The sequence below is a fragment of the Peribacillus deserti genome, assembly GCF_016909175.1.
Classification (GTDB): Bacteria; Bacillota; Bacilli; order Bacillales; family DSM-1321; genus Paraperibacillus; species Paraperibacillus deserti.
Map to the genome: position 1 here is coordinate 1 of NZ_JAFBFI010000021.1, position 20,566 is coordinate 20,566.

25 protein-coding genes are annotated in these 20,566 nt (G+C 36.0%); 16 read left to right on the forward strand and 9 right to left on the reverse strand.

The features are described from left to right. Positions 1 to 227 precede the first annotated feature (227 nt). A protein-coding gene (locus JOC77_RS17915) for an IS1182 family transposase (protein ID WP_204546359.1) occupies positions 228 to 1,576 on the forward strand; the annotation gives its coding sequence in 2 pieces (ribosomal slippage) (positions 228 to 792 and positions 792 to 1,576; 1,350 coding nt in all). A 232-nt stretch (positions 1,577 to 1,808) separates the two neighbouring features. Continuing rightward, a complete protein-coding gene (locus tag JOC77_RS17920) occupies positions 1,809 to 2,237 on the forward strand; it encodes a hypothetical protein (protein WP_204546362.1) in 429 nt (142 codons plus the stop codon). A 437-nt stretch (positions 2,238 to 2,674) separates the two neighbouring features. Here the strand turns inward: JOC77_RS17920 and JOC77_RS17925 are convergent, their stop codons facing one another. Beyond that, complete coding sequence (locus JOC77_RS17925; RefSeq protein WP_239558883.1) at positions 2,675 to 3,142, reverse strand: hypothetical protein; 468 nt, start codon at positions 3,140 to 3,142, stop codon at positions 2,675 to 2,677. 227 nt (positions 3,143 to 3,369) lie between these two features. After that, positions 3,370 to 4,191: an STAS domain-containing protein gene (locus JOC77_RS17930; protein WP_204546365.1), complete on the reverse strand. Its 822-nt coding sequence runs from the start codon at positions 4,189 to 4,191 to the stop codon at positions 3,370 to 3,372. Between the two features lie 296 nt (positions 4,192 to 4,487). Here JOC77_RS17930 and JOC77_RS17935 point away from each other — a divergent pair, with 296 nt between their 5' ends. Further along, positions 4,488 to 4,922 (forward strand): GNAT family N-acetyltransferase, encoded by a 435-nt coding sequence (locus tag JOC77_RS17935; RefSeq protein WP_204546368.1) that lies wholly within the window; start codon positions 4,488 to 4,490, stop codon positions 4,920 to 4,922. 425 nt (positions 4,923 to 5,347) lie between these two features. On the opposite strand, the gene JOC77_RS17940 is transcribed toward JOC77_RS17935, so the two are convergent. Next, positions 5,348 to 5,668: a winged helix-turn-helix transcriptional regulator gene (locus JOC77_RS17940; RefSeq protein ID WP_204546370.1), complete on the reverse strand. Its 321-nt coding sequence runs from the start codon at positions 5,666 to 5,668 to the stop codon at positions 5,348 to 5,350. A gap of 238 nt (positions 5,669 to 5,906) precedes the next feature. Between JOC77_RS17940 and JOC77_RS17945 the strand changes: the two genes are divergently transcribed. Continuing rightward, positions 5,907 to 7,313 carry a DHA2 family efflux MFS transporter permease subunit gene (locus JOC77_RS17945; protein ID WP_239558885.1) on the forward strand — a complete coding sequence of 469 codons (1,407 nt, stop codon included), beginning with the start codon at positions 5,907 to 5,909 and terminating at the stop codon, positions 7,311 to 7,313. Between the two features lie 424 nt (positions 7,314 to 7,737). Here JOC77_RS17945 and JOC77_RS17950 read toward each other — a convergent pair whose 3' ends face one another. Further along, entirely contained in the window at positions 7,738 to 7,950 is a 213-nt protein-coding gene (locus tag JOC77_RS17950) for a hypothetical protein (protein WP_204546376.1), read from the reverse strand. Positions 7,951 to 8,025: 75 nt separating this feature from the next. Here JOC77_RS17950 and JOC77_RS17955 point away from each other — a divergent pair, with 75 nt between their 5' ends. Further along, positions 8,026 to 8,403 (forward strand): DUF3888 domain-containing protein, encoded by a 378-nt coding sequence (locus JOC77_RS17955; RefSeq protein WP_204546379.1) that lies wholly within the window; start codon positions 8,026 to 8,028, stop codon positions 8,401 to 8,403. Between the two features lie 29 nt (positions 8,404 to 8,432). Here the strand turns inward: JOC77_RS17955 and JOC77_RS17960 are convergent, their stop codons facing one another. Together JOC77_RS17960 and JOC77_RS17965 are read right to left on the reverse strand one after the other, a co-directional pair. Then, entirely contained in the window at positions 8,433 to 8,765 is a 333-nt protein-coding gene (locus tag JOC77_RS17960; protein WP_239558886.1) for a DUF3889 domain-containing protein, read from the reverse strand. A gap of 75 nt (positions 8,766 to 8,840) precedes the next feature. Beyond that, a complete protein-coding gene (locus JOC77_RS17965) occupies positions 8,841 to 9,257 on the reverse strand; it encodes a hypothetical protein (protein WP_204546384.1) in 417 nt (138 codons plus the stop codon). Between the two features lie 244 nt (positions 9,258 to 9,501). Here JOC77_RS17965 and JOC77_RS17970 point away from each other — a divergent pair, with 244 nt between their 5' ends. From JOC77_RS17970 to JOC77_RS17985, 4 genes are all read left to right on the forward strand, one after another. Next, complete coding sequence (locus JOC77_RS17970; protein ID WP_204546394.1) at positions 9,502 to 9,675, forward strand: hypothetical protein; 174 nt, start codon at positions 9,502 to 9,504, stop codon at positions 9,673 to 9,675. A gap of 91 nt (positions 9,676 to 9,766) precedes the next feature. Then, complete coding sequence (locus JOC77_RS17975; RefSeq protein WP_204546396.1) at positions 9,767 to 10,249, forward strand: DUF3888 domain-containing protein; 483 nt, start codon at positions 9,767 to 9,769, stop codon at positions 10,247 to 10,249. A 451-nt stretch (positions 10,250 to 10,700) separates the two neighbouring features. Further along, on the forward strand, positions 10,701 to 10,961 hold the full coding sequence (locus tag JOC77_RS17980) for an NUDIX hydrolase (protein WP_204546398.1): 261 nt from the start codon (positions 10,701 to 10,703) through the stop codon (positions 10,959 to 10,961). Positions 10,962 to 11,241: 280 nt separating this feature from the next. Then, on the forward strand, positions 11,242 to 11,760 hold the full coding sequence (locus JOC77_RS17985; protein ID WP_204546401.1) for an NUDIX hydrolase: 519 nt from the start codon (positions 11,242 to 11,244) through the stop codon (positions 11,758 to 11,760). 281 nt (positions 11,761 to 12,041) lie between these two features. Here JOC77_RS17985 and JOC77_RS17990 read toward each other — a convergent pair whose 3' ends face one another. Both JOC77_RS17990 and JOC77_RS17995 read right to left on the reverse strand, forming a co-directional pair. Beyond that, the gene (locus JOC77_RS17990; RefSeq protein ID WP_204546404.1) at positions 12,042 to 12,473 is read right to left on the reverse strand and encodes a DUF3888 domain-containing protein; all 432 of its coding nucleotides are present in this window, start codon (positions 12,471 to 12,473) and stop codon (positions 12,042 to 12,044) included. A gap of 223 nt (positions 12,474 to 12,696) precedes the next feature. Continuing rightward, on the reverse strand, positions 12,697 to 13,020 hold the full coding sequence (locus JOC77_RS17995) for a winged helix-turn-helix transcriptional regulator (RefSeq protein ID WP_204546407.1): 324 nt from the start codon (positions 13,018 to 13,020) through the stop codon (positions 12,697 to 12,699). Positions 13,021 to 13,140: 120 nt separating this feature from the next. Between JOC77_RS17995 and JOC77_RS18000 the strand changes: the two genes are divergently transcribed. After that, a complete protein-coding gene (locus JOC77_RS18000; protein WP_204546410.1) occupies positions 13,141 to 14,061 on the forward strand; it encodes an NmrA/HSCARG family protein in 921 nt (306 codons plus the stop codon). Positions 14,062 to 14,526: 465 nt separating this feature from the next. Here the strand turns inward: JOC77_RS18000 and JOC77_RS18005 are convergent, their stop codons facing one another. Beyond that, entirely contained in the window at positions 14,527 to 15,744 is a 1,218-nt protein-coding gene (locus tag JOC77_RS18005) for an IS110 family RNA-guided transposase (protein WP_204546413.1), read from the reverse strand. Positions 15,745 to 16,192: 448 nt separating this feature from the next. Between JOC77_RS18005 and JOC77_RS18010 the strand changes: the two genes are divergently transcribed. The 6 genes from JOC77_RS18010 to JOC77_RS18035 all read left to right on the forward strand — a co-directional run bounded on the left by JOC77_RS18010 (position 16,193) and on the right by JOC77_RS18035 (position 20,488). Continuing rightward, positions 16,193 to 16,522, forward strand: coding sequence for a hypothetical protein (locus JOC77_RS18010; RefSeq protein WP_204546415.1), 330 nt, complete (start codon positions 16,193 to 16,195; stop codon positions 16,520 to 16,522). Positions 16,523 to 16,932: 410 nt separating this feature from the next. Beyond that, complete coding sequence (locus JOC77_RS18015) at positions 16,933 to 17,898, forward strand: helix-turn-helix transcriptional regulator (protein WP_204546417.1); 966 nt, start codon at positions 16,933 to 16,935, stop codon at positions 17,896 to 17,898. A gap of 70 nt (positions 17,899 to 17,968) precedes the next feature. After that, positions 17,969 to 18,601, forward strand: a complete 633-nt coding sequence (locus tag JOC77_RS18020; RefSeq protein WP_204546419.1) for a type 1 glutamine amidotransferase family protein — start codon at positions 17,969 to 17,971, stop codon at positions 18,599 to 18,601. 424 nt (positions 18,602 to 19,025) lie between these two features. Beyond that, positions 19,026 to 19,244: a hypothetical protein gene (locus tag JOC77_RS18025; RefSeq protein WP_204546421.1), complete on the forward strand. Its 219-nt coding sequence runs from the start codon at positions 19,026 to 19,028 to the stop codon at positions 19,242 to 19,244. A gap of 290 nt (positions 19,245 to 19,534) precedes the next feature. Continuing rightward, a complete protein-coding gene (locus tag JOC77_RS18030; RefSeq protein WP_204546423.1) occupies positions 19,535 to 20,005 on the forward strand; it encodes a GNAT family N-acetyltransferase in 471 nt (156 codons plus the stop codon). A 192-nt stretch (positions 20,006 to 20,197) separates the two neighbouring features. Then, complete coding sequence (locus JOC77_RS18035) at positions 20,198 to 20,488, forward strand: DUF5316 domain-containing protein (protein WP_204546425.1); 291 nt, start codon at positions 20,198 to 20,200, stop codon at positions 20,486 to 20,488. The last annotated feature ends 78 nt before the right edge of the window (positions 20,489 to 20,566 follow it).

Genomic DNA, 20,566 nt, shown 5'->3' on the forward strand with positions numbered 1-20,566 from the left:
TCCTAGCCGTAAGATCAGTATGGACAGGAAACCCATTTTCATATTCTGTGGTGCAGCAGTGCTGCATGATTGGCTAACGGGTGCGTTAGTTGAAGAACATTCGGCTGCTTATGCAGCCTCAGGCTGTCGAGAAACTCTCGACAGCCTTTACTTTTTTTATACACTTCATTAATTCACCGCGTTAATTTGGCATAATATAGGTAATCAAATTTAGGACGGTGGATTGTATGTTTAAGCCAAAAAGAGAGATTCAGAATGAAGCTGAGTTTGTATTTATTGATGATTTGGTACCTCAGGACCATCTGCTTAGAAAAGTAGATAAATACATTGATTTTTCCTTTATTGGCGAGAAGGTGCGTCCGTTTTATTCGGCGAACAACGGGCGTCCTTCGGACCCCATTATGCTTTTTATGATGATGTTTATCGGTTATTTTTACGGTATCCGATCTGAGCGTCAATTAGAACGGGAAATACAAACCAACGTGGCATATCGGTGGTTTTTGGGATTAAAGTTGAATGATCCTGTACCTGATCATTCGACTATTAGTTGGAATCGGCGTACACGCTTCAAGGACACGAATATTTTTCAGGACATTTTTGATGAAATTGTTCTTCAAGCCATCAATCATAAAATGGTTGGAGGAAGAGTTTTATTTTCTGACTCTACCCACTTAAAAGCCAATGCAAATAAACATAAATTTACTAGAATGGAAGTAGAAGTAGAAACTCGCGAATATATGGAACAGCTGAATAAGGCAGTTGACGAAGACCGGAATTCACATGGAAAAAAGCTTTAAAGGACCGGGAGGAGGTGAAGGAAACAAAAGAAATACGGCAAAGCACGACTGATCCTGATTGCGGTTTTATGTCTAGGGAAAACAAACAGGAAATGTTTTGTTATTTGGATCACCGGACAACGGATATGAAGTTCAATATCATTACGGATTCTTATGTCACACCTGGCAACGTTCATGACTCTGTGCCTTACCTTTCCCGCTTAGATCGCCAAACTGAACGATTTGGGTTTAAAGTAGAAGCAGTTGCATTAGATTCTGGATATTTAACCAACCCTATATGTAAAGGACTTCATGATCGCAACATATACGGAGTAATCGCACATAGAAGATATCATCCGACAAAAGGTCTTTTTCCAAAATGGAAATTTACATACGATAGAGAACGTGATCTATATATATGTCCAAATAAACAGGAGTTAGTTTACCGTACAACAACTAGAGAGGGTTACCGAGAATATAAATCTGATCCCAAAAAGTGTTCACAATGCCCACTCCTGAAGGAGTGTACTAGGTCAAAAAACAAACAGAAAGTTGTAACACGTCACGTATGGGAAGAACACAAGGAGAAAGTAAGGCTAAACAGGCTTTCCCCTTCCGGGAAAGTTCTTTATAAATATAGAAAAGAAAAAGTAGAGCGAAGCTTCGCAGATTCAAAAGAACTGCATGGGCTTCGCTATTGCCGGTTGCGGGGACTACGAAAAGCGAGTGAGCAGGTATTACTCACAGCAGCCTGCCAGAATATGAAAAAGATCGCCACATACCTAGCCAAACAAGGCTAGGTATGTGGCGATCTTTTCCGTAACCAAAAAGCCCCTCTTTTTTAGGGTCTTATTGTAAATAAAAATGCTTGTGGAAGAATAAGCACCTTTCTCCACAAGCTGCGGCTGCTTATGCAGCCTTTTTTTCCACTAACGGACAGGTTAGGAAAAGAAGAATTATTATTAAATTCAATCGATTGGATAATTGTGGTAAAATAAAAAATAATTGAAAATAATTAAGGCGGGGAATATTTTGAAAAAGAGAATTATTGCTTTGACAGCTTTTGGTATTATAGGAATAGGTAGTTTAATCAGTTATCCTCAGATTTTTAATGAAAAGCAACATTCTTCTATTAAAGTAAGCCAAGAAAACATTGCAACAGCAAGTATGAATCAATCTGATATACCACTAAATCAGGAGTGGGTTATTACATACGACAATGGATTAAATCGGGATATAATTAGTGAAAAATCGATTTATGTTATAGACGATGATAACAACAAAGTGCCCGTAAAAGTAAACGTTGAAGATTCTAATAATTTGTTAATAAAACCACCAAGTGAGGGCTATCTGCAAGGGAAATCATATGATTTATACTTAGATAGAGACCTAGATTTAGAAAACGATGGAAATGAAAATTTGCCTTATCAATATCATTTCTCAACCATTAACAATCTTTAATAATTATTCAAGTCAATTTGTGAAGGAATGTACTTAAACTAAAGGGTGCGTTAGTTAAGTGTAACAATCGGAGCATAGGTGTATATACTAAATTAAGCTATATCACCACTTTTTCTATATATCCTTCAATGGGCAGTAAGCAGGTACTCTACTTCTGCCCATAAAAAAATCCCTCTTTGTTACTGAGGGAAGCAATGGATGTATGCATTAAAGGAAAATGAAAAGTAATTAAATATATGCACTTAGATTATAAAATAGAACGAGGTCTAATAAAGTCCGCAGTTGGTGGAGCTTTTTTGTGCAGAACTTCAATGCATGTAACCAAGAATGAGTTTTTTTTGAATAAAGATGTTCCCGTTTCTTGTACTCGGGTATAGTTGAAGAGTGTATGGTTGCTCGGCAAATTACTTGATGTTCTACAAAGTTGGTAGCTCGAATCAGTTTGATTTTCGGGCAAAAACTAATTCATGAAAATACTGATATCCATACATTAAAATTGATTTTAATAAAAATAAAAGTGAAAGCTGAAACTTATTGATTCTTATTAGTGAAACATAGCCAATCCGTTTAAACCAATTCATCATAAAATATGTGAAAAATGTATCGATTATAACATTAAGTAACAAGTATTTTTTAAAATTGCCAAAGGTTAATTTTAAAGTCCACAGTGAACCGACAAAAAAAGGCCCAAGGATAAGCGGCATCTCAGCTAACACGTTTGGTTTTATTGGATATGGAAACCACCACCATTTCTTCTTTTCCGCTAGATAACCTTCCAAAGTAACATATACGCTCATAAATATGGTTCCTGGAAGATATCTCTTAAAGCTACTTCTACCAAGCAATGGAATAGAAAGCCAAGGGATGAATAGCATTAAAAGGACATATATTGTTAATTTTCTCAATAAGAAAACATCCTCTAATTAGTTTTGTATTAGTATCTCAAAGCTTCTAAAAGAAATGCATAATTTAAAGTGCTTTTTAAACTAACTGGTGCATTAGTTTAAGAAGGATTAACCTCCTTTTTTTGTAGAATTCCTTATATGATAACGGGGCAGGTCGACTCACTAAGCCTGCATTTTAAAATGAATAAAAAATAAACAAGACCGTTTCAATGGTCTTGTTCCCGTAATTAAAGATATTTCTTTAAAGTCTCTTGGAGAGTACCTTTCGTTTCTGCGTCATTTTCAAATCGTATACCTGCATGTACCATCTTTCTTACAAGGTCAGGTCGCATTCCAGTTAGAATGGCTTTGCAACCCATCATAGATACCCCAGCTAAGATTTTTTCAAAATGATTAATTACATCCATCTCCATCATAGCTACACCTGATAGGTCTATAACAAGGGTTTGGAATCTTGTGGAACCTATTTCGTTTAATACTTTCTCTTCTATTATTTCAACCCTGTAAGTGTCAAGTGTACCAATTAAAGGTAAAACGGAAACATTTTCACTGATTGGTATAATTGGAACCGATAAATGTTCAACTATTTTTCTCTGGTTAAAGAGCATTTCATCTTTAAATTTTGAGTAACTAAGGAAAAAATTGTTGAGAAATTGGTCTATCTGGTCATTTATTACTTTTTCCAGCTCGAAAAATACTGAAGGTTCAAAAGTTATGTCTTTTTCCTCGTTAAGAGAATAAATAAACTGCCAGAATGTTCTTCTGATTGCTTGAACCCATTCTAATTTTAAAGCAAGTGTTAAAGAATGTCCCGCCCAAGCTATCCCCTCCTGCTTTGCAAAAGCGATTAAATCTTTTTCATTTTCTTCGATTATATAGTAAATTAATTTCTTGGCATTACTTAATAAATCGATGTTCCCCTTATTTAGAATATCCTTGATTTTTCCCGAAACATTTACTGCTTCAGTTAATAAATTTCTTTCAAACGTGGCTGTATTTTCATTAAGATAAGCTCTTAATTCATTCTCTAAGAATCGTTTTGTATTCATTTCTCTTATGCTCCCCCTAGCAATCCCCTTTATAAATAAAATAACTTAATAATTATACCCATAATAAATGACTTTAAACTTCATCTTTCTTTTTTTAGTTAGGGATAGCAAAGGTTCTTATTTAATTAATGAGGAGTGAAAGATTTGGCTTTAATATTAGTACCCCTTTGACCTGAAGATCATTCGGCTGCCTAAGCAGCATTTTTTTTTGTTTCACTAATGTACAGGTTAGTTTGAATAAAAAATCAAGTTTCTTATAGGTATAAATATGTTGAAAAAATTGGAGAGTGAAATGGATGGGGATTAGAAAAGCCGATGTTGAAGATTGGAAGCAAATATCTTTGTTATTAAACCAATTAGACTATCCAGATACGGAACAATTTATAAAAGATAAAGTGGAAACACTTCTTATGGACACCAATGAGGAATTATTAGTGTTTGAAGAAGATGAAAAGGTTATTGCTTTAATTTCCATTCATTTTATACCTCAATTAGCTGTAAAAGGAGATTACGCAAGGATAAGTTATTTTGCAGTTGATACAAACATTAGAAGTAAAGGGATAGGAAGAAAGATTGAAGAATACTGTAATGATTTAGCCATAAAAAGAAATTGCGATAGAATTGAAGTGCATTGCCATTCAAGGAGAACAGAGGCACATAGGTTTTATATCCGTCAAGGTTTTACTGAATCCCCAAAATACTTTATTAAAATGTTACCCAAATTTGACTAATTTCACTATTCTTATTCAACAAACGGGTGCGTTAGTTTAAGATCGTTTGGCTGCTTCGGAAGCTTTTGTTGTTTTACTAACGGGGCAGGTTAGTTTAATAAAGATTTAAAAATGACCATAACTTAACTACTTACAAACAGGCTAATACGTAAATTTCATTGGTGGAAAATCCTGTCATAAAAACTGCGCGTACTAGATTGTTACACACCACCTTGTTGAATTCGCTTGAAACAATTTCAGGGGATAGATAATATCAGGAAAACGATTCACTCCTTTTTACTTGTTTAATCTATTCCCATAAAACTAGTCTTAATTGTATGCAATGAAAAAACAGCCGGTCACCAGCCTGCTGTTTTACCGTCTATAAGACAAAATACTTTTGTTAGTTTGTTAAACAATCTTTTTTCATAAAAAGTTATCGATTCTTATTCTAAATTGCACTCTCCCCATTCAGACATACTACGAAGGATTGGTAAAAACTGCTGGCCAAGATTTGTTAAAGAATATTCTACTCTTGGTGGAACCTCTTTATAAATTTCACGATGTAATAGTCCATCACTTTCTAATTCTCTGAGTTGCTTCGTTAGCATCGATTGTGTAATATCTGGAAAAACGCGTTTTATCTCCCCAAATCTTCTTGTTTCTTCGGAAATATACCATAAAAGTGACAATTTCCACTTCCCACCAACCATTTTTTGAACTTTGTTTAGTCCACAATCAGACGAATACTTCTTGCTGTGGTTCATATTTTCCCCTCCCAAAATATATATTATGCTCTTAAAAGTGTGTAAAACCTCATTAGTATTGTTTTTGATAGTATGTTCTAAAAATAATCGTACTTGTATAAAATAAGATACTCCAATAAGATAACATTAGCAAGTCTAGTAAGAAAAATCATTACAATATATAAATTTTACTTTATAAATTATGGAGGAATAACGATTGAAATCTTCAGAGATAAAAAAATACAATACGCGTGCCATTATGGCATCCCTGCTTATCTGCGGTTTTGTAGGCATGTTTAGCGAGACCGCTTTAAACATCGCAATGACTAATTTAATGGACGTGTTCCAAATTTCAGCCGCCACCGCACAGTGGTTAACAACTGGTTTCTTGCTGACTCTTGGCATTTTAATGCCGATGAGCGGGCTGCTGCTGCAGAGGTTTACAACGAGACAGCTGTTTACAGGTTCGCTCATAAGCTTAATTCTAGGTACACTCATTGCGGCGCTCGCGTTTAATTTTGAGATGTTGATGGTTGCTCGAGTTTTACAGGCGGCAGGCATGGGGTTATTACTCCCGCTCATGTTCAATACGATTCTTGTTATATACCCGCCGGAAAAGCGGGGGGCGGCGATGGGCTTCGTTGGACTTGTGATAATGTTTGCGCCAGCAACCGGCCCGACCATTGGCGGTCTATTAATCGAGTATTTAAGATGGCATTATATCTTCTGGTTCTCGCTGCCGTTCCTGGTTATTGGGTTGTTGGTAGGGCTGAAGTATTTAGAAAATGTTACTGATGTCACGAAGCCCCGGATAGATCTGCTGTCTGTCGTATTGTCAACGATCGGCTTTGGAGGAGTTGTCTTTGGCTTCAGTAAGGCAGGCGAAGGATCTGAAGGCTGGGGCAGCGCAGTTGTGGTCACTTCAATCATTGTTGGGCTCGTCGCGCTGGTGCTGTTCATACTGCGGCAGAACGTTATGAGCGATCCGATGATGAATCTGAGCGTTTTCAAGTACCCAATGTACGTCGTTGGGCTGCTCCTGATACTGTCGTGTATGTTGATCATGATGTCGAGCATGATTATCCTGCCGATGTTTCTGCAGACGGGTGCAGGACTGTCTGTGTTCACTGCGGGACTCATGCTTTTGCCGGGCAGCGCGCTGAACGGTATCCTCTCCCCGCGTACGGGGAGCTTGTTCGATAAATATGGGCCGAAATGGCTCGTTATTCCCGGACTCGTGATCGTTGCAGTCATGTTATGGTTCTTTACTACCCTATCTCCTGCTTCTTCAGTGGCCTTTATCGTGGCTTTGCATATCGGGCTCATGGTTGGGGTAGGCATGATATGGATGCCTGCTCAAACGAACGGGCTAAATCAATTGCCGCCGGAGTTATACCCGCACGGCACGGCAGTCATGAACACACTGCAGCAGGTCGTGGGCGCGATTGGAACAGCGATCGCAATCAGTATCCTTACGGGCGGTGTGGAGAAATACTTGCACGGCTCCTCTGCTCCGGCCAAACAGGCCGAAATGGCAAACGCGATGACGGCGGGATCACAAAACGTGTTCTTGTTCACGATGATCATAGCACTGATTGGCTTGGTCACAGCGTTCTTCATTCGCCGCGTCGTAGTCAGCCGAGAAGAGGTGCATTCGCCACATTGACGTTTTGTCAGCGAATCCCTTATCGGTATCTATGAAGAACGTTCACACTAAATGGAAGGAAAAATGGGGTGTCGGTTGGAATTTTATGAGCTGGTATCATCCGGATCTACTCATTGTGAAGAACTTCCTTAAACAAACGGGGGCATTGATCCAATAGCTAAAGGGCCGCATTCCTGTAACAAAGAAAGGAAGTTTGTGAAACAATGTACTTAAGCTAACGGATGCGTTAGTTCAATAAGGAGGTTTAATAAGTAGAGCTGCTCTCCTTTTGATTTGAATATTATATTGCGACTATTAAAAACATTCCTATAAAGAAGTTGAGGACAAAACAGGCATTGGCGCTGATAAGAGCGAAGAAAAAGGAAGCATTAAACAGATAAACAGGTATAGTAATTTTTAAGGCAAGATTGGATTGTCTTTCTTATTATTTTAGCAAGCTACTTTCATAAAATGTTCTCTGTCTCTCTAATTGTTTTTTTTCGCTTATTACATCATTCAACTGCCTTAATATATCGCTATTGTTTATGTCCATTTCTAGTTCCTTTATCAGCTCCAATTGTTTGTTGTTTAGCTGTGATTGAATTTTAATGACTAATTTTAGTCTTTTTAGAGTTTTTTCCGTTCTCTTTACATCCATGTAAATCCACCTTTCAATAACATATTCTAGTAACTAGTGGGGAAGCTAAAATGGAGTCAGGAGGCGGTTACCTTTATGAAATATATTTTAACTGTTTTTGTCGCCACTGTGTCATTATTAGGATTAGGATTACAAACTCAAGTGTTTGCAGAAACAAAAATTAAGATTGAAGATAAACATAATGAATTCTATGATGCCTTTTTAACATTATTAAACCCTTATGCGGAAAAAGAAATTAATAAGAAGTATCCCGATCGTAGCTATGGGCTGTGGAATGCAGAGATTAAAGAAGTTAAGCGAATAACTAATGGTCAAGGTCAATTTCCATTTCATTTTATAGTAAAAGTTACATATGATACTTACACTGGTCCCCATAATCCGCCGGAGGGTCCCGTTACGTTAACGTTTGAAGTAAAGGTAGATGGAGTCACTGTAATTGATAGTAAAGGATAAAAAGAATTAAAGCTGCTACGGCAGCTTTTTTAACGAGTGCTCTCCTTAAATGTAACTTTTATGATTTGTTCTGTTCCTTTATCGAACGTAATGTCAATAAAGACCCCGAATTCTTTCTTCCCGTCTCTTAACCATAATTTAAAACTCTCCGTTGAAGTGTTAACTGTACTTGTTCTTCCAAGATGGGCATAATCAATGACTTGTGCATTCGGGTATTTCTGTTTCACTTTTTTCAAGGCATACACTCCCCATTTTGCATAGGGCGGGATGGGTTTTTGTTGTGCGTATGCAGGGTGATTCAAGATGGGGATTGAAAATGTGGTTGTAATAAAACAACAAGAAACTAACAGTAGAACAAACATTGCAAACTTTTTCACCGGTTCACCTCTCTCATATTAACTCTGGTATAATTCCAGCTCTTCCTGTTATTTAAGCTTTTATTCATTCAAATGTTTATAGTCTAATACATCTATTTTAAAACCATGATTACACAACAACTTATTAAGTTTTTCACTATCACACGATGGAGATATTTTTACTTTAACTAAATCTTCTATGTAATTAAGTTCTTTTTGATCGGAAGGGACTTCGATTTTAATATAAACAGTATAGGAATGATCCGTATTATATTTTATACATTGAATTCTTTTCCACTGCCAACCAATAAGAGCATCTTGACCATACTCCTTTATAACTCTCTGATCAATGGTTGGAAACACAATGTCTGCAACAATATCCTCCGTTGTAAAATATCCTTCCTTCTCTAATACTGAAATAGATTCAGCTGTAACCTTTTGTAAAGGCGTAAAAGCGGATAATAAAATTACTAACATGATTAAATATTGTTTAATCACTAGTATCACCTCAAATATTATTCTCTCCTACTTGCTATTCATTATTTATTCTGGGTTGCGAGAAAAACCATATGCGGATACGAGATAACTCTCTGCGTATAATAAGGAAAAACGGGGTGTGAGTATTTTGCAAATTCTTATTGCATTTATATGCTCTCTTTTCCTAATGTCAGGATGCGAGGGGAATCTTGAGAAATTCAACCTCCGCCCTCAAAGTTCTCTCAGTGAGGCTAAGCAAATACAAATGGACGATATTTTAGACAATGGCGGCTTATCAGTTGAATTTGAACAATTGCAAAAACTAGGGATTAAAGGGTATATGAAGGACTCCTACAACAATGTCATTTTTTATGTTGATAATCCCAATGAAACCGCAAGAAAACGGATTGAAAAAGGGCTGATACAGATTTTCGGTTAGTCTTTTGAATTTTCACTCCAGGATGCTGACCAATCCAACGTGAATCCATGAGGAAAGCCATAGAGATAATAATTTCTAAGGGGGATGAAAAATGAAAAAAACAGTGTTGTTTTTGTACATTTGTATTATTCTCCTATGGTTTGAAATAGGTGTTCCAGTAAATACGTCGGCATTTTTCTCTTATAGCCGTAATTCTTCTTCGCAAAAGGAAGAGAATAATTATCGAGTTCGTTCTAAATCTCTTAACGAAATTTACAGGGTTCCCTACCAATGTGATTACGTTGAATATAAATTATTTGAGAAGTCGTTAATTAACCAGTTACAGGCACCTATTTATTCTGTTCTGAGAATAGATTGGTTTAGAGGGAAAGAAAAAATTTTAGAAATAAATCAGTCTAAGAAATCAAAAGAGATTTTAAACGTAAAAGTTCAAGTAATAACTTTTCAAGGGGCTCATAATCCACCATATACAGAAGAAATCATTACTTTTAGATTTGAAGGCAATGAAATCAAACCGGTGGACTATTTCAACAGAATTTTGCCTGAAAGTGAATATAGTAATTATAATTTGTAGTGCTGCTTGTAACAACTGTTGTTTTACACCGTATGGCTGCTTCGGCAGCCTCTATTTTTGTTTAAGAAGTATGTTAGTACAGAAGTAAAGGTTTCCGTCGATTTTTTGAAAGTAGTAGGAAGAGACTGAAACTGATGAAACAATACAAGACAAACAAGAATCGCTAACTGCGGTTCTTTTTTAATATTTTATAAGGTGATAGGAATATAATGGGTAAATGTGGAATGCTGAGATATAATGATGCTGAAAAGAGGTGTGGAGGTGTGGATGTGTGGTTAAATTTCTAAAATGTTCTCTTTTACGGTCGTTGGGTTGTTACTCGTTTTTGTTTTGTTATTCAGCCTTTCACTTATAACAGGGCATGGACTTATAGCCGAACATTACGATGAAACAAATCCGGTACCAGAAGGAAAAATCACCGTAAGCATTAAGGAGAGAATTTCAAGAAGAATTGGGAGTAGATATCTTAATAAAGTGTTATATTTGTTGCCTGGAAAATATCTATAGAATAGGTAATGAAATCGGACATGAAATTACACAAATTTATTTGGTTGAGTTTAAAGATAAAGAATTATATAACAAGGATCTATTTACTGTAACAGAAGGAGATAGAATTACTTGTGCTAAATGGATTAATAAAAAAGAGATACTTAATGGAAATAAGGTTCTTTACCCTGATGGTTTAACTGATTTATTAAGTGAAAAAATGTGACTCTTTATTTAAGTAACAGGGGGAGTTAATCCAGGAGGAATTGCTGCCCTTTTTTGCTGTACTCATTATTGGACTAAGGGGTCAGTTTAGTATATCAAGAAGTATCGTCAGTTTTTATGTGGACTTTTAACTCTAAGTAAAAAAATGTTCACAAACACGCTTTGGGAACTTTTATCTACTTTACTCCAGTCCGTAAAATATTTTTTGTAAAGTTCATTATTATTTATATTTTTAGGATGCTGAGAATCTTGTTACAAAAATATACATAAGGAGTTTAGCAATGGAAAAGTGGGATTTATATGATAAGCATCGTAATAAAATAGAGAAACAAATAACTCGTGGAGATGAAATGACATCAGACGAGTTTCATTTAGTAGTGCACGTATGTATATTTAATTCAAAAGGAGAGATGCTCATTCAAAAGCGTCAGCCCTTTAAGCAAGGATGGTCGAACCTTTGGGATATCACTTGTGGTGGTAGTGCGGTTGCAGGCAATACAAGTCAGCAGGCTGCTTCAAGAGAGTTATTCGAGGAGTTGGGGATTCATTATAACTTTGAAAAGATACGTCCACAATTTACTATTAACTTTGAACGTGGCTTTGATGATTATTATTTAATTGAATATGATTTTGATTTGAATGAATTGACGTTACAGACTGAAGAGGTACAAGCAGCCAAATGGGCTTCTAAAGAGGAAATCTTAAAGCTAATCGAACTAAGAAAATTTATACCTTATTATGAGAGTATCATTGCGTTTCTTTTTGAGAGTCGACATCATTATGGCTCTGTTCGTCTTTAAATGAATCGTGCAAGGACTCAAACATATTCATTCAATAAGACATTTCCAAGTAAAAGCCTGGAAACGTACTAAAAGGACACGAACACCGTTAAATCAGTGTTTCGTGGCTTTTCTTAAAGAACATTGCTTATGCGTCTTTTTAAACGCATTTAAGGATTTAAGTTTAAAAAGATGTAAAAAAGATTGTGAAGTATTGTACTTAAAGTAACGGGTGCCTTAGTTGAAAAAAGAAGGTTGTGCTGGCAGCTTTTTTTGTAGTTGACCCATTATGTGCAATATATTTATTGCCTTATAATATGTTTCCAGTTAGGCGGAAGATCATAAGTTTTTATGTGATCAAACTTAATAAGTTTAACTAATTTCGGTATTGTAGGGTCAATCTTATATACCAACTGATCTTTACCCACTGAAAGATGGGGACCTACTGCCGGTACTACTTCGAGTGTATATAGAAAGTGAAATGAACGTAATCCGCCAATTCTCTGAACTTGTATCACTTTAATTTCATACGGATAAACAGTAGGATCTATCGTTAATATTTTTGAGTAGTATTTTTTAATTGAATGTTCAATTGGTAATAAAAGCATTAATGTATCTTGATACTGAAGCTCTCTAGAATCTTGACTGGTATCAATATATTCTGCTTTGATAGCAAGTTGAAACGAAAAGATTAGCGATCCTAATAAAGTGAAAACAACTAACTTTTTAATCATAAAATACCTCTGAAAGTGTAATTTTATAGTTAGTTTCCCAAGTAGAAAATAAACAATACTGTTTCTGGCATTTAATTGATGTAGGTTTTGGCAGTATGTTTATTAATCTTTATGAATCATTATTTAAGGGTAAACCTGTATACATACTAATATTTATTCACTTTTGTGAAGCAATGCTTACTGCATTAACGGGGCAGGTTAGTGGAATAAGGAATTAACCCTGTTACGTATGTTTTTTCCCCCAGTCACACATAGTTTTTGTTATAGGAAGCAAAGATACCCCTTTATCGCTTAAAGAATATTCAACTTTTGGTGGGATTTGAGAATATTCCTGACGTATTATTAATTGTTCTTTTTCTAATTCTTTCAGTTGCTTGCTTAACATTTTATGTGTAATCCCATTAATGGCTTTTTTTAGTTCATTATATCGCATCACTTTATTTCGTCCTAAAAAGAAAATAATTAACATCTTCCATTTTCCACTCATAATGGAGAGGGTATATTCGAAGGATTCCAATCCTTTGAAATCTTCATTGCTCTCGTTCATTCTAATACTCTCCTTTTGGATAGTAACTCACTAAAAAGTGCATACTATTTTTTAATCACATTATATACTATCCTATGATTATTACTACATCAATAAATTTCGTAACAAAGGAGTTTTAAAATGAATAATAAGCAAAAAGTAATATTAGTCACAGGTGCAACAGGTTTACAAGGAGGTTCTGTGGCACGGGAAGCATTAAAACAGGGATTTCAAGTTCGTATTTTAGTTAGAGATATAAACTCTTCTAAAGCCCAAACACTTATTCAAAGTGGGGCAGAAGCTGTGGAGGGCGATTTTAATAATCCGTCTTCTTTGGAAAGAGCCATGCAAAACGCAGATGCGGTATTTTCCATGACAAACCCTGCCAAACCAGGTATGGATAGTGAGCGACAGCAGGGATATGCATTAATTCAATCTGCATTAAACAGTGGAGTTCAACAGTTTGTTCACACCTCCGTTGCCCGTGCAGGTACACACACTGATTTTCCACGATGGGAGTCAAATTATTGGTCTAAACAGTATTGGACAGATAAATGGGAAGTAGAGGAAGCTATTCGTACAGCGGGATTTTCATCATGGACTATACTTAAACCAGCCTTTATGATGGATAATTTTCTCAATTCTGAACATCGTAAGGTTTTGTTTCCTCATTTCCAACAAGGTGAACTAAAAACGGCTATGCTTCCCGATACACGATTAGATTTTATTACAGCAGATGATGTAGCTACTTTTGCTTGTGCCGCATTTAATAATCCAGAGAAATTCAATGAAAAAAATATTGAGTTAGCCTCAGAGTCCCTAACAATGAATGAGGTAGCCGCTATACTCTCTAATGTAACGGGAAAAAGGCTTACAGTGTATTCGCTTAGTCCTGACGAAGCAGTAAACCAAGGTATCTTTTCAGGGGTGGTACAATCCCAAGAATGGAATAACGAAGTGGGATACAATGTAGATATTGATTCGTTAAAAACTTATAATATCAAATTAACCCCGTTTAAAGAATGGGCAGAGAAATATAAAGACAAGATTAATATCGGTTAGTCCCTGAAAGTATTAAAGTAATATTTCCATAAGTAACCTACTGGAAAACACAATAACACGCAAAATCCTCATCATAAAACAAAAAGATGAGGATTTTTCTTATACGGTTTAATATATTATGTTTTGTTATTTGGGACAGTTACTAAGCTAACGGGTGCTTTAGCAAAATAAGGAATAAAAATAAAGAGCCTAAGATATGCAAGGTTTTATGCACTACTTGCGTATATCGGCTCTTTTTACATTCAAAAAACATTCTGCCGTTTATAGCATTTTTTAATTGCCAAATACAAAACAATACTAGTTGTTGCATATTTCGAGCATTATTAGCACTACAAGTGGCTTTACTTCACTACCATGAAAATTAAATTCTGCCACTTTAGAAAAATGGCCATACTTAAATAGACGCAGCTCAGTCAGTTTTTTAAAAAAGGAGAGCGTCTTATTAGTCAATTGTTTTTTAAAATACTAGGATGCTTCCGAAATGGTTACGGTGAATCCCAGGTTCTCAAGTCTCCGGACTGAATGCCGAACAATAGAAGCCTGTCTCTGTTTGTCAAAGTAATCTTCGCCTAGGTCAACGTACATTTCTTTTCTGGTAAGAAGGTAATACGCGATTCGTAACATCGCGTGGGCAACGACAATGGCTGCACGTTTCTTACCTTTTCGACCGGCTGTCCGTCTGTAAAGGGCACCCAGGTAATTTTTCGAACCCCTGACTGATTGAGCTGCTTCTGTTAATACTGAACGAAGATACTTATTGCCTTTTTTGGCTCTCGCAGATTTCCTTTTTCCAGCACTTTCATTGTGGCCCGGTACTAGGGCAGCCCAAGAACATAAGTGTGCGGCACTAGGGAACTGCGTTCCAACATCGGGACCAATCTCAGCGAGGATCTGTTCGGCCATCCTTTTAGCTATGCCAGGAATGGAATCGAGCCGTTCAATATCTTCCTCATAGAAACTTACCCTCTCTGAAATCTCGTTATCCAGCAGTTCAATTTGGTCAGTAAGGAAGTCAATATGCGTTAGTATTGTCTTTAACATAAGCCGTTGGTGAGAGTTTACATATCCTTTTAGTGCAAGCACAAGTTCATCTTTCTTCCGTTTCATTGTGCGTCGAGCCAAGTTTGATAGTTTTACAGGATCGTCCTCGCCATCCGCGATAGCACGAAGCATGTCCTTTGCAGAAACACCCATGATATCGGAAACTACCGATCCTAGTTTAATATTCGCCCCTTCAAGCACCTTTTGAATCCGGTTGTGCTGCCTAGCACGTTCCTCGATAATGCTTCTACGATAACGAACAAGTTCTCTTAGTTCTCGTTGGGTCCGGTTGGGGATGAAACTGGCTTTTAAAAGTCCATGCCTCAGAAGTTGGGCTATCCATTCTGCATCCTTTACATCGGTCTTGCGACCCGGAAGGGACTTCATGTGTTGGGCATTGACGACAAGGAATTCTATTCCTTCAGCTTCCAAAAGGTTAACCACAGGCTTCCAGTAAACGCTTGTGCTTTCCATTGCGACGTGGCTGCATCCTTGTTCCTTAATCCAATCGATTAACTCTAAGAGAAAAACAGTTTTAGTAGAAAACGTCCGAACCTCCTTTCCTTTAGATGTCATGATGCAGGCAGTAATATTGTCCTTATGGACATCCAACCCACAGGCTCTTTCAATGATTACATCCAATGAACTCTTCCTTTCAAGGCTTGTTAAAATGGAGGCTGGTGCAGCAACCAGAATTAGGATTAATCTACCATGAGTGCTTCCCGCAAGGGAGCGACAGTCGGTGGTGCACCGTGGTCGTTGGAGTCAGACTAACGGATGGGCTCAATGGCACCATAGTGTATCGACCTTCCTCTCCTGCCCTAGAAACAGTATGGACGGCTTGGGAACATTTTCATTCTCTGTGGTGAATCGCTGGTTTTGCGATTCATGAGAGGCTAACGGGTGCATTAGTTTAGGAATGTAGTAGCTGTTTAAGTAGCGTTTTAAATAATTAATTCATTAGCAACACTCCACCAACAAATGGAAAAAAGAACACCAAAGGATCGCGACTGCGGTCTTTTTTATTTTGCGATTAATAAGGAATTAAATGGTAGTATGGGTATGTAAATAAACATAGAGGAGTTGTTGTATGTACAAAAGGGCAATTTACGGGCTATTATCAGCTTTTCTTGCCTTTGGGCTAGCTTTTACTTCCTGTAATAGTGAAACAAAAACAAAGCATACTGAAGAAGTTGGAACTAAGAAGTCCTCTACCACTAAATACAATCATCCCAAAAGCAATTTAACCAGAGAGATACCTGATTATTTTAATATGTCTGTAATGAGAAATATCAATTGGGAAGAAAGCCCAACATTTACTTATAAAGCTTTGAAATTACGCGGGGAAGAATACAAAATCGGCATACTTTCTAACTTCAATGAAATCTTATACGGTCAAATCACCGTTAATGTAAACTAATCCAAAATAAAAATAAGTATTACAATGGAACTTTTTAGGTGTAATACTTTAATACCTTATACCTTCTAGAACTCCCATGAAAATAAAAACTGAAAAAAGCCATACAAAAATAGACCCAGAAAAACCAGTTTTTAAAAAGAGGCTGGGCCTCATAAAAGTTAGATATAAATTGGTGGTACAGGGCCCTGAATTCAGGCCCTTCTCGTTGGAGTAAAATAAGTGCAGCTGGAGCAACAACCAGAATTAGGATTAATCTCCCATGAGTGCTACCCATTAAGGGTGCGACAGTCGGTGGTACACCGTGGTCGTTGGGGTCAGACTAACGGATGGGCTCTAAGGCACCATAGTTTGAGTTATACCAAAAATCTGAAATATATAATAGAAAATAAATTTCATATAGAGGTGGAATTATGTCTAAGATTGACAATATGTTAGCAATTCTATGGATGCTTCGTTCAGGTGAAAAAATTACTGCAAAACAAATTTCAGAAAAGTTAGAGATGAATATAAGGACTGTGTATCGTTATATTGATACAATTTCAACAAGTGGCGTACCTATAATTTCAGAACCAGGACATAATGGTGGATACACTTTATTGAACAATTTTATTGAGGCTCCTCTTTTTTTTGATTTTGAGGAGCAAACTTCACTATTTCACGCTGCTGTTTTTGCAGAAGAAGCCGGATATTATGGAGGTGAAGCACTAAATAGGGCCATTTCAAAACTAAGTAAATACTCAAATCAAGAGCAGGAAACAAAGATAAACCAACATTTAACTAGTCTTGAAGTAATAAGTCGATTAAGTTCACTCTCTATGGAACCTTTTTTGAAGGAATTGGAGCAGGCCGTTGCTGACGGGTACTCAGTAAAAATTCTTTACCATAAAAGTGGCGAAAAGCAATTAAATTATAGATTGGTCGATCCGTACAGAATTATCTATTGGAATAATAAGTGGTATGTGATTGGATTTTGTCATCTTAGGAATGATATCCGTAGCTTTAGAGTAGATCGAATTGAAAGTCTAATGCTAACCGAAAATAAGTTTAACCGGCCAGAAAATTTTTCAGCACGTGACTTTTTTATAAAAAGTCTTCTTCCCACTATAGAAAATAAGGAAGGGATTATTTCTTTGGTTATTAATGGGGATAAAAGTGTATTGGCTGATATTTGCCAACATTGGTTTTTAGGACATTATTTACAAGAACGGACTTCAAATCAAGCAGTTTTTCTTCTTGAAAAAGATATGATACATACATATGTACCTTATTTACTTTTACCGTACAATAAATCTATTAAAGTTATTGAGCCAATAAGTCTTAAGAAAAGACTTATTGAAGTTCTGTCGGAATTAATAAAATTTTATCAAGTAAGATAACTTCCCTGACGTTAACTGTCAGGGAAGTTATCTTATAATAGATATAAATTGTGATTGGGAGTGTTATTGGATGCAAACAAAAAAAGTTTTTCTATATGTATTTAATACAATGTCGGACTGGGAATATGGATATTTAATTGCAGAACTAAACTCAGGAAGATATTTCAAAAAAGATTTAGCACCTTTAAAAGTAATTACAGTAGGAGCTAATAAAGAAATGATTACTACTATGGGAGGACTGAGCATAAAACCAGATATTTCACTTGATGAATGTACTCTTGAGAGTAAAGATCTTTTAATTTTACCAGGAGGGACTACTTGGAGTGAAGAAATTCATCTACCTATCTTGGAAAGAATTGGCCAAGCTTTAAAGCTTGGCACTATTGTTGCTGCAATTTGTGGTGCAACTGAGGCCCTTGCGAATATGGGATACTTAGATACTAGAAAGCATACAAGTAATAATTTAGAATACACTAAAATAGTATGTCCTAACTATAAAGGAGAAAAGTTCTATGAGGTTGGATCTGCGGTATCTGATGCGAATTTAGTTACTGCATCAGGAATAGCTCCTCTGGAATTTGCGATGGAAGTACTGAAAAAATTAGATGTATTTGCACCAGATACTTTACATTCATGGTATAACCTAAATAAGACTCATAAACCTGAATACTACTTCCAGTTAATGAATTCAATAAATAGCTGAGCTAAAAAATCAACTTAGCAGTTTTATATTAGTTCAAATAAAAATAATGAACTAACTGAAAAGCTCACTTTCTCTATTTTGTTTTGCAGAGAAGTTGGGCTTTTTAATTTGGAATTTCCCTTATCGTTGTAAATCCGCATTTTCCTGACGCTACCCCTTATTGAAGATACGTGCAACATTCCTGAAAGAAGTTTGTGAACAAATGCACTTAAACTAATGGGTGCGTTAGTTTAAGATACGCAGCTGCCATTAAGGTGGCTTTTGTTATTTCCTAAAAAAGGTATTTATAGAATTACATAGTATAATATTAAAAAGGGATAATGGCTCTGTACCAGCCCTTCGCGTTATTTTTCTGTCAGTCGCTTGGCCAAAAAAATAATACATTGTTTCAAAAAACTAACCATACACAGAGGGAGGTTATATTATGAAACATCACGATATAAAGGATAAGGACCAATATTCAGAACAACATAATAACAATGAACATTTAGAACTCTACAATAAAACAATGACTGGAGGAGAATATAATAACGACAGCTTCAATATGAAAAGGAAGCCCAAATTTATCAGATTTATAGGCTATGTAATAATTCTGTTTTTTATATTGATGCTTATCTTGCCCATATTGAATTTTCTAAGATAAAATTAAATATGTGAAATCTCATAAGAAATAAAGCCAACAAATAACAATTAAATGCCTACCCCTGTGACTTTCAGCTGCCTTTGTGTCAGCCTTTTTTATAGCAATAAAGGCGAAAGTTAGTATGGATTGTAGAGTATTGTACTTCAACTAACGGGTGCGTTAGTTGAAGATCCAGCTACCTTTCTAGGTGGCTTTTTTGATTTGTTGAACTAATGGAGTAGTTTGTTGAAGAAGGACTTTGTTCCTTATAAGAGAATATTTTAGGTAATAATTTTTTATGGGGTGTATTTATGCAAATCAGACTGGAGAAAGCAGTAGAAACGGATGCAGAGGCTATCTTTGATATTCAAGTAAAGGCATTTAATCCGTTATTGAATGTATATAAAGATTACGATACAAATCCTGCTAATGAAACAATTGAAAGAGTGCTGATAAGGATGAATAATCCCGATGGAGGATTTTATAAAATACTATTCGATGATGTTCTTGTAGGGGCTATTTGTATATTTTGGAGAGAAGAGACGCAATTTTGGATAAGTCCAATGTTTATTTTACCTGCATATCAAGGGAAGGGTATAGCACAGAAAGCGATACGTTTAATTGAAGGGTTATACCCTCAAGCAACAACTTGGGAATTGAGGACTATTTTACAAGAAAAACGTAACTGCTATTTGTATGAAAAAATGGGATACAAATTAGAAGACTGGAAACATAGCTTAAATGAAAAGGCTACGCTTGTTCACTATAAAAAAATATGTTAATGCTTCTTCCGGTAACGAGTGCGTTAGTTGATCAAGAATGGCAGTTTAGTTGAATAAATTAAAATGATAAAATTTATCAATCAGATAGAGGTGAAAATGTGAAATATTGTTGCATCCTTTTTGTATTTTGCTTAGGGATGAGAAATGTAATTAAAGTTTCGCGTATAAATATAGAAATCAGGAGGGGTATCCATGAAGTATTTATCAATTGGAATTCTGCTTTCAATATTAGGTGTTTTACTATCTTTATTTATATGGGGAATTGATAAGGCTTATTTAATTACTGGAGGTATAGGAATCTTATTTATTGTAATATCCCTCCTGATTTCAGGTTCGATGGTAAGTGGAGATCGAATGAGAGCTAATTTTGCGACTGAATCGGCTGAAGATAGGCGTCAACGAACCAGTACTACTACTCGCACAGTTTTAATTGGTTTGCCTAATGTTATTTTGGCGGCGCTACTTTATTTTTTAATCAACTAACGGGTGCGTTAGTTCAAGAAGGTGGGCTGCCAAGGCAGTCCTTTTAAGCGGAATTCCACTTCAACTAAAAGAAGTGTT

Excerpts from the sequence above, each read along its gene's own strand:
- JOC77_RS17950 (WP_204546376.1), bottom strand. The coding sequence starts at position 7,950 with ATGGATGTAAAGAGAACGGAAAAAACTCTAAAAAGACTAAAATTAGTC.
- JOC77_RS17955 (WP_204546379.1), top strand. The coding sequence starts at position 8,026 with ATGAAATATATTTTAACTGTTTTTGTCGCCACTGTGTCATTATTAGGA.
- JOC77_RS17975 (WP_204546396.1), top strand. The coding sequence starts at position 9,767 with ATGAAAAAAACAGTGTTGTTTTTGTACATTTGTATTATTCTCCTATGG.
- JOC77_RS17930 (WP_204546365.1), bottom strand. The coding sequence starts at position 4,191 with ATGAATACAAAACGATTCTTAGAGAATGAATTAAGAGCTTATCTTAAT.
- JOC77_RS17985 (WP_204546401.1), top strand. The coding sequence starts at position 11,242 with ATGGAAAAGTGGGATTTATATGATAAGCATCGTAATAAAATAGAGAAA.
- JOC77_RS18015 (WP_204546417.1), top strand. The coding sequence starts at position 16,933 with ATGTCTAAGATTGACAATATGTTAGCAATTCTATGGATGCTTCGTTCA.
- JOC77_RS18000 (WP_204546410.1), top strand. The coding sequence starts at position 13,141 with ATGAATAATAAGCAAAAAGTAATATTAGTCACAGGTGCAACAGGTTTA.
- JOC77_RS18030 (WP_204546423.1), top strand. The coding sequence starts at position 19,535 with ATGCAAATCAGACTGGAGAAAGCAGTAGAAACGGATGCAGAGGCTATC.
- JOC77_RS17935 (WP_204546368.1), top strand. The coding sequence starts at position 4,488 with ATGGGGATTAGAAAAGCCGATGTTGAAGATTGGAAGCAAATATCTTTG.
- JOC77_RS18025 (WP_204546421.1), top strand. The coding sequence starts at position 19,026 with ATGAAACATCACGATATAAAGGATAAGGACCAATATTCAGAACAACAT.
- JOC77_RS17970 (WP_204546394.1), top strand. The coding sequence starts at position 9,502 with ATGGACGATATTTTAGACAATGGCGGCTTATCAGTTGAATTTGAACAA.
- JOC77_RS18035 (WP_204546425.1), top strand. The coding sequence starts at position 20,198 with ATGAAGTATTTATCAATTGGAATTCTGCTTTCAATATTAGGTGTTTTA.
- JOC77_RS17990 (WP_204546404.1), bottom strand. The coding sequence starts at position 12,473 with ATGATTAAAAAGTTAGTTGTTTTCACTTTATTAGGATCGCTAATCTTT.
- JOC77_RS17940 (WP_204546370.1), bottom strand. The coding sequence starts at position 5,668 with ATGAACCACAGCAAGAAGTATTCGTCTGATTGTGGACTAAACAAAGTT.
- JOC77_RS17995 (WP_204546407.1), bottom strand. The coding sequence starts at position 13,020 with ATGAACGAGAGCAATGAAGATTTCAAAGGATTGGAATCCTTCGAATAT.
- JOC77_RS17945 (WP_239558885.1), top strand. The coding sequence starts at position 5,907 with ATGGCATCCCTGCTTATCTGCGGTTTTGTAGGCATGTTTAGCGAGACC.
- JOC77_RS18010 (WP_204546415.1), top strand. The coding sequence starts at position 16,193 with ATGTACAAAAGGGCAATTTACGGGCTATTATCAGCTTTTCTTGCCTTT.
- JOC77_RS17960 (WP_239558886.1), bottom strand. The coding sequence starts at position 8,765 with ATGTTTGTTCTACTGTTAGTTTCTTGTTGTTTTATTACAACCACATTT.
- JOC77_RS18020 (WP_204546419.1), top strand. The coding sequence starts at position 17,969 with ATGCAAACAAAAAAAGTTTTTCTATATGTATTTAATACAATGTCGGAC.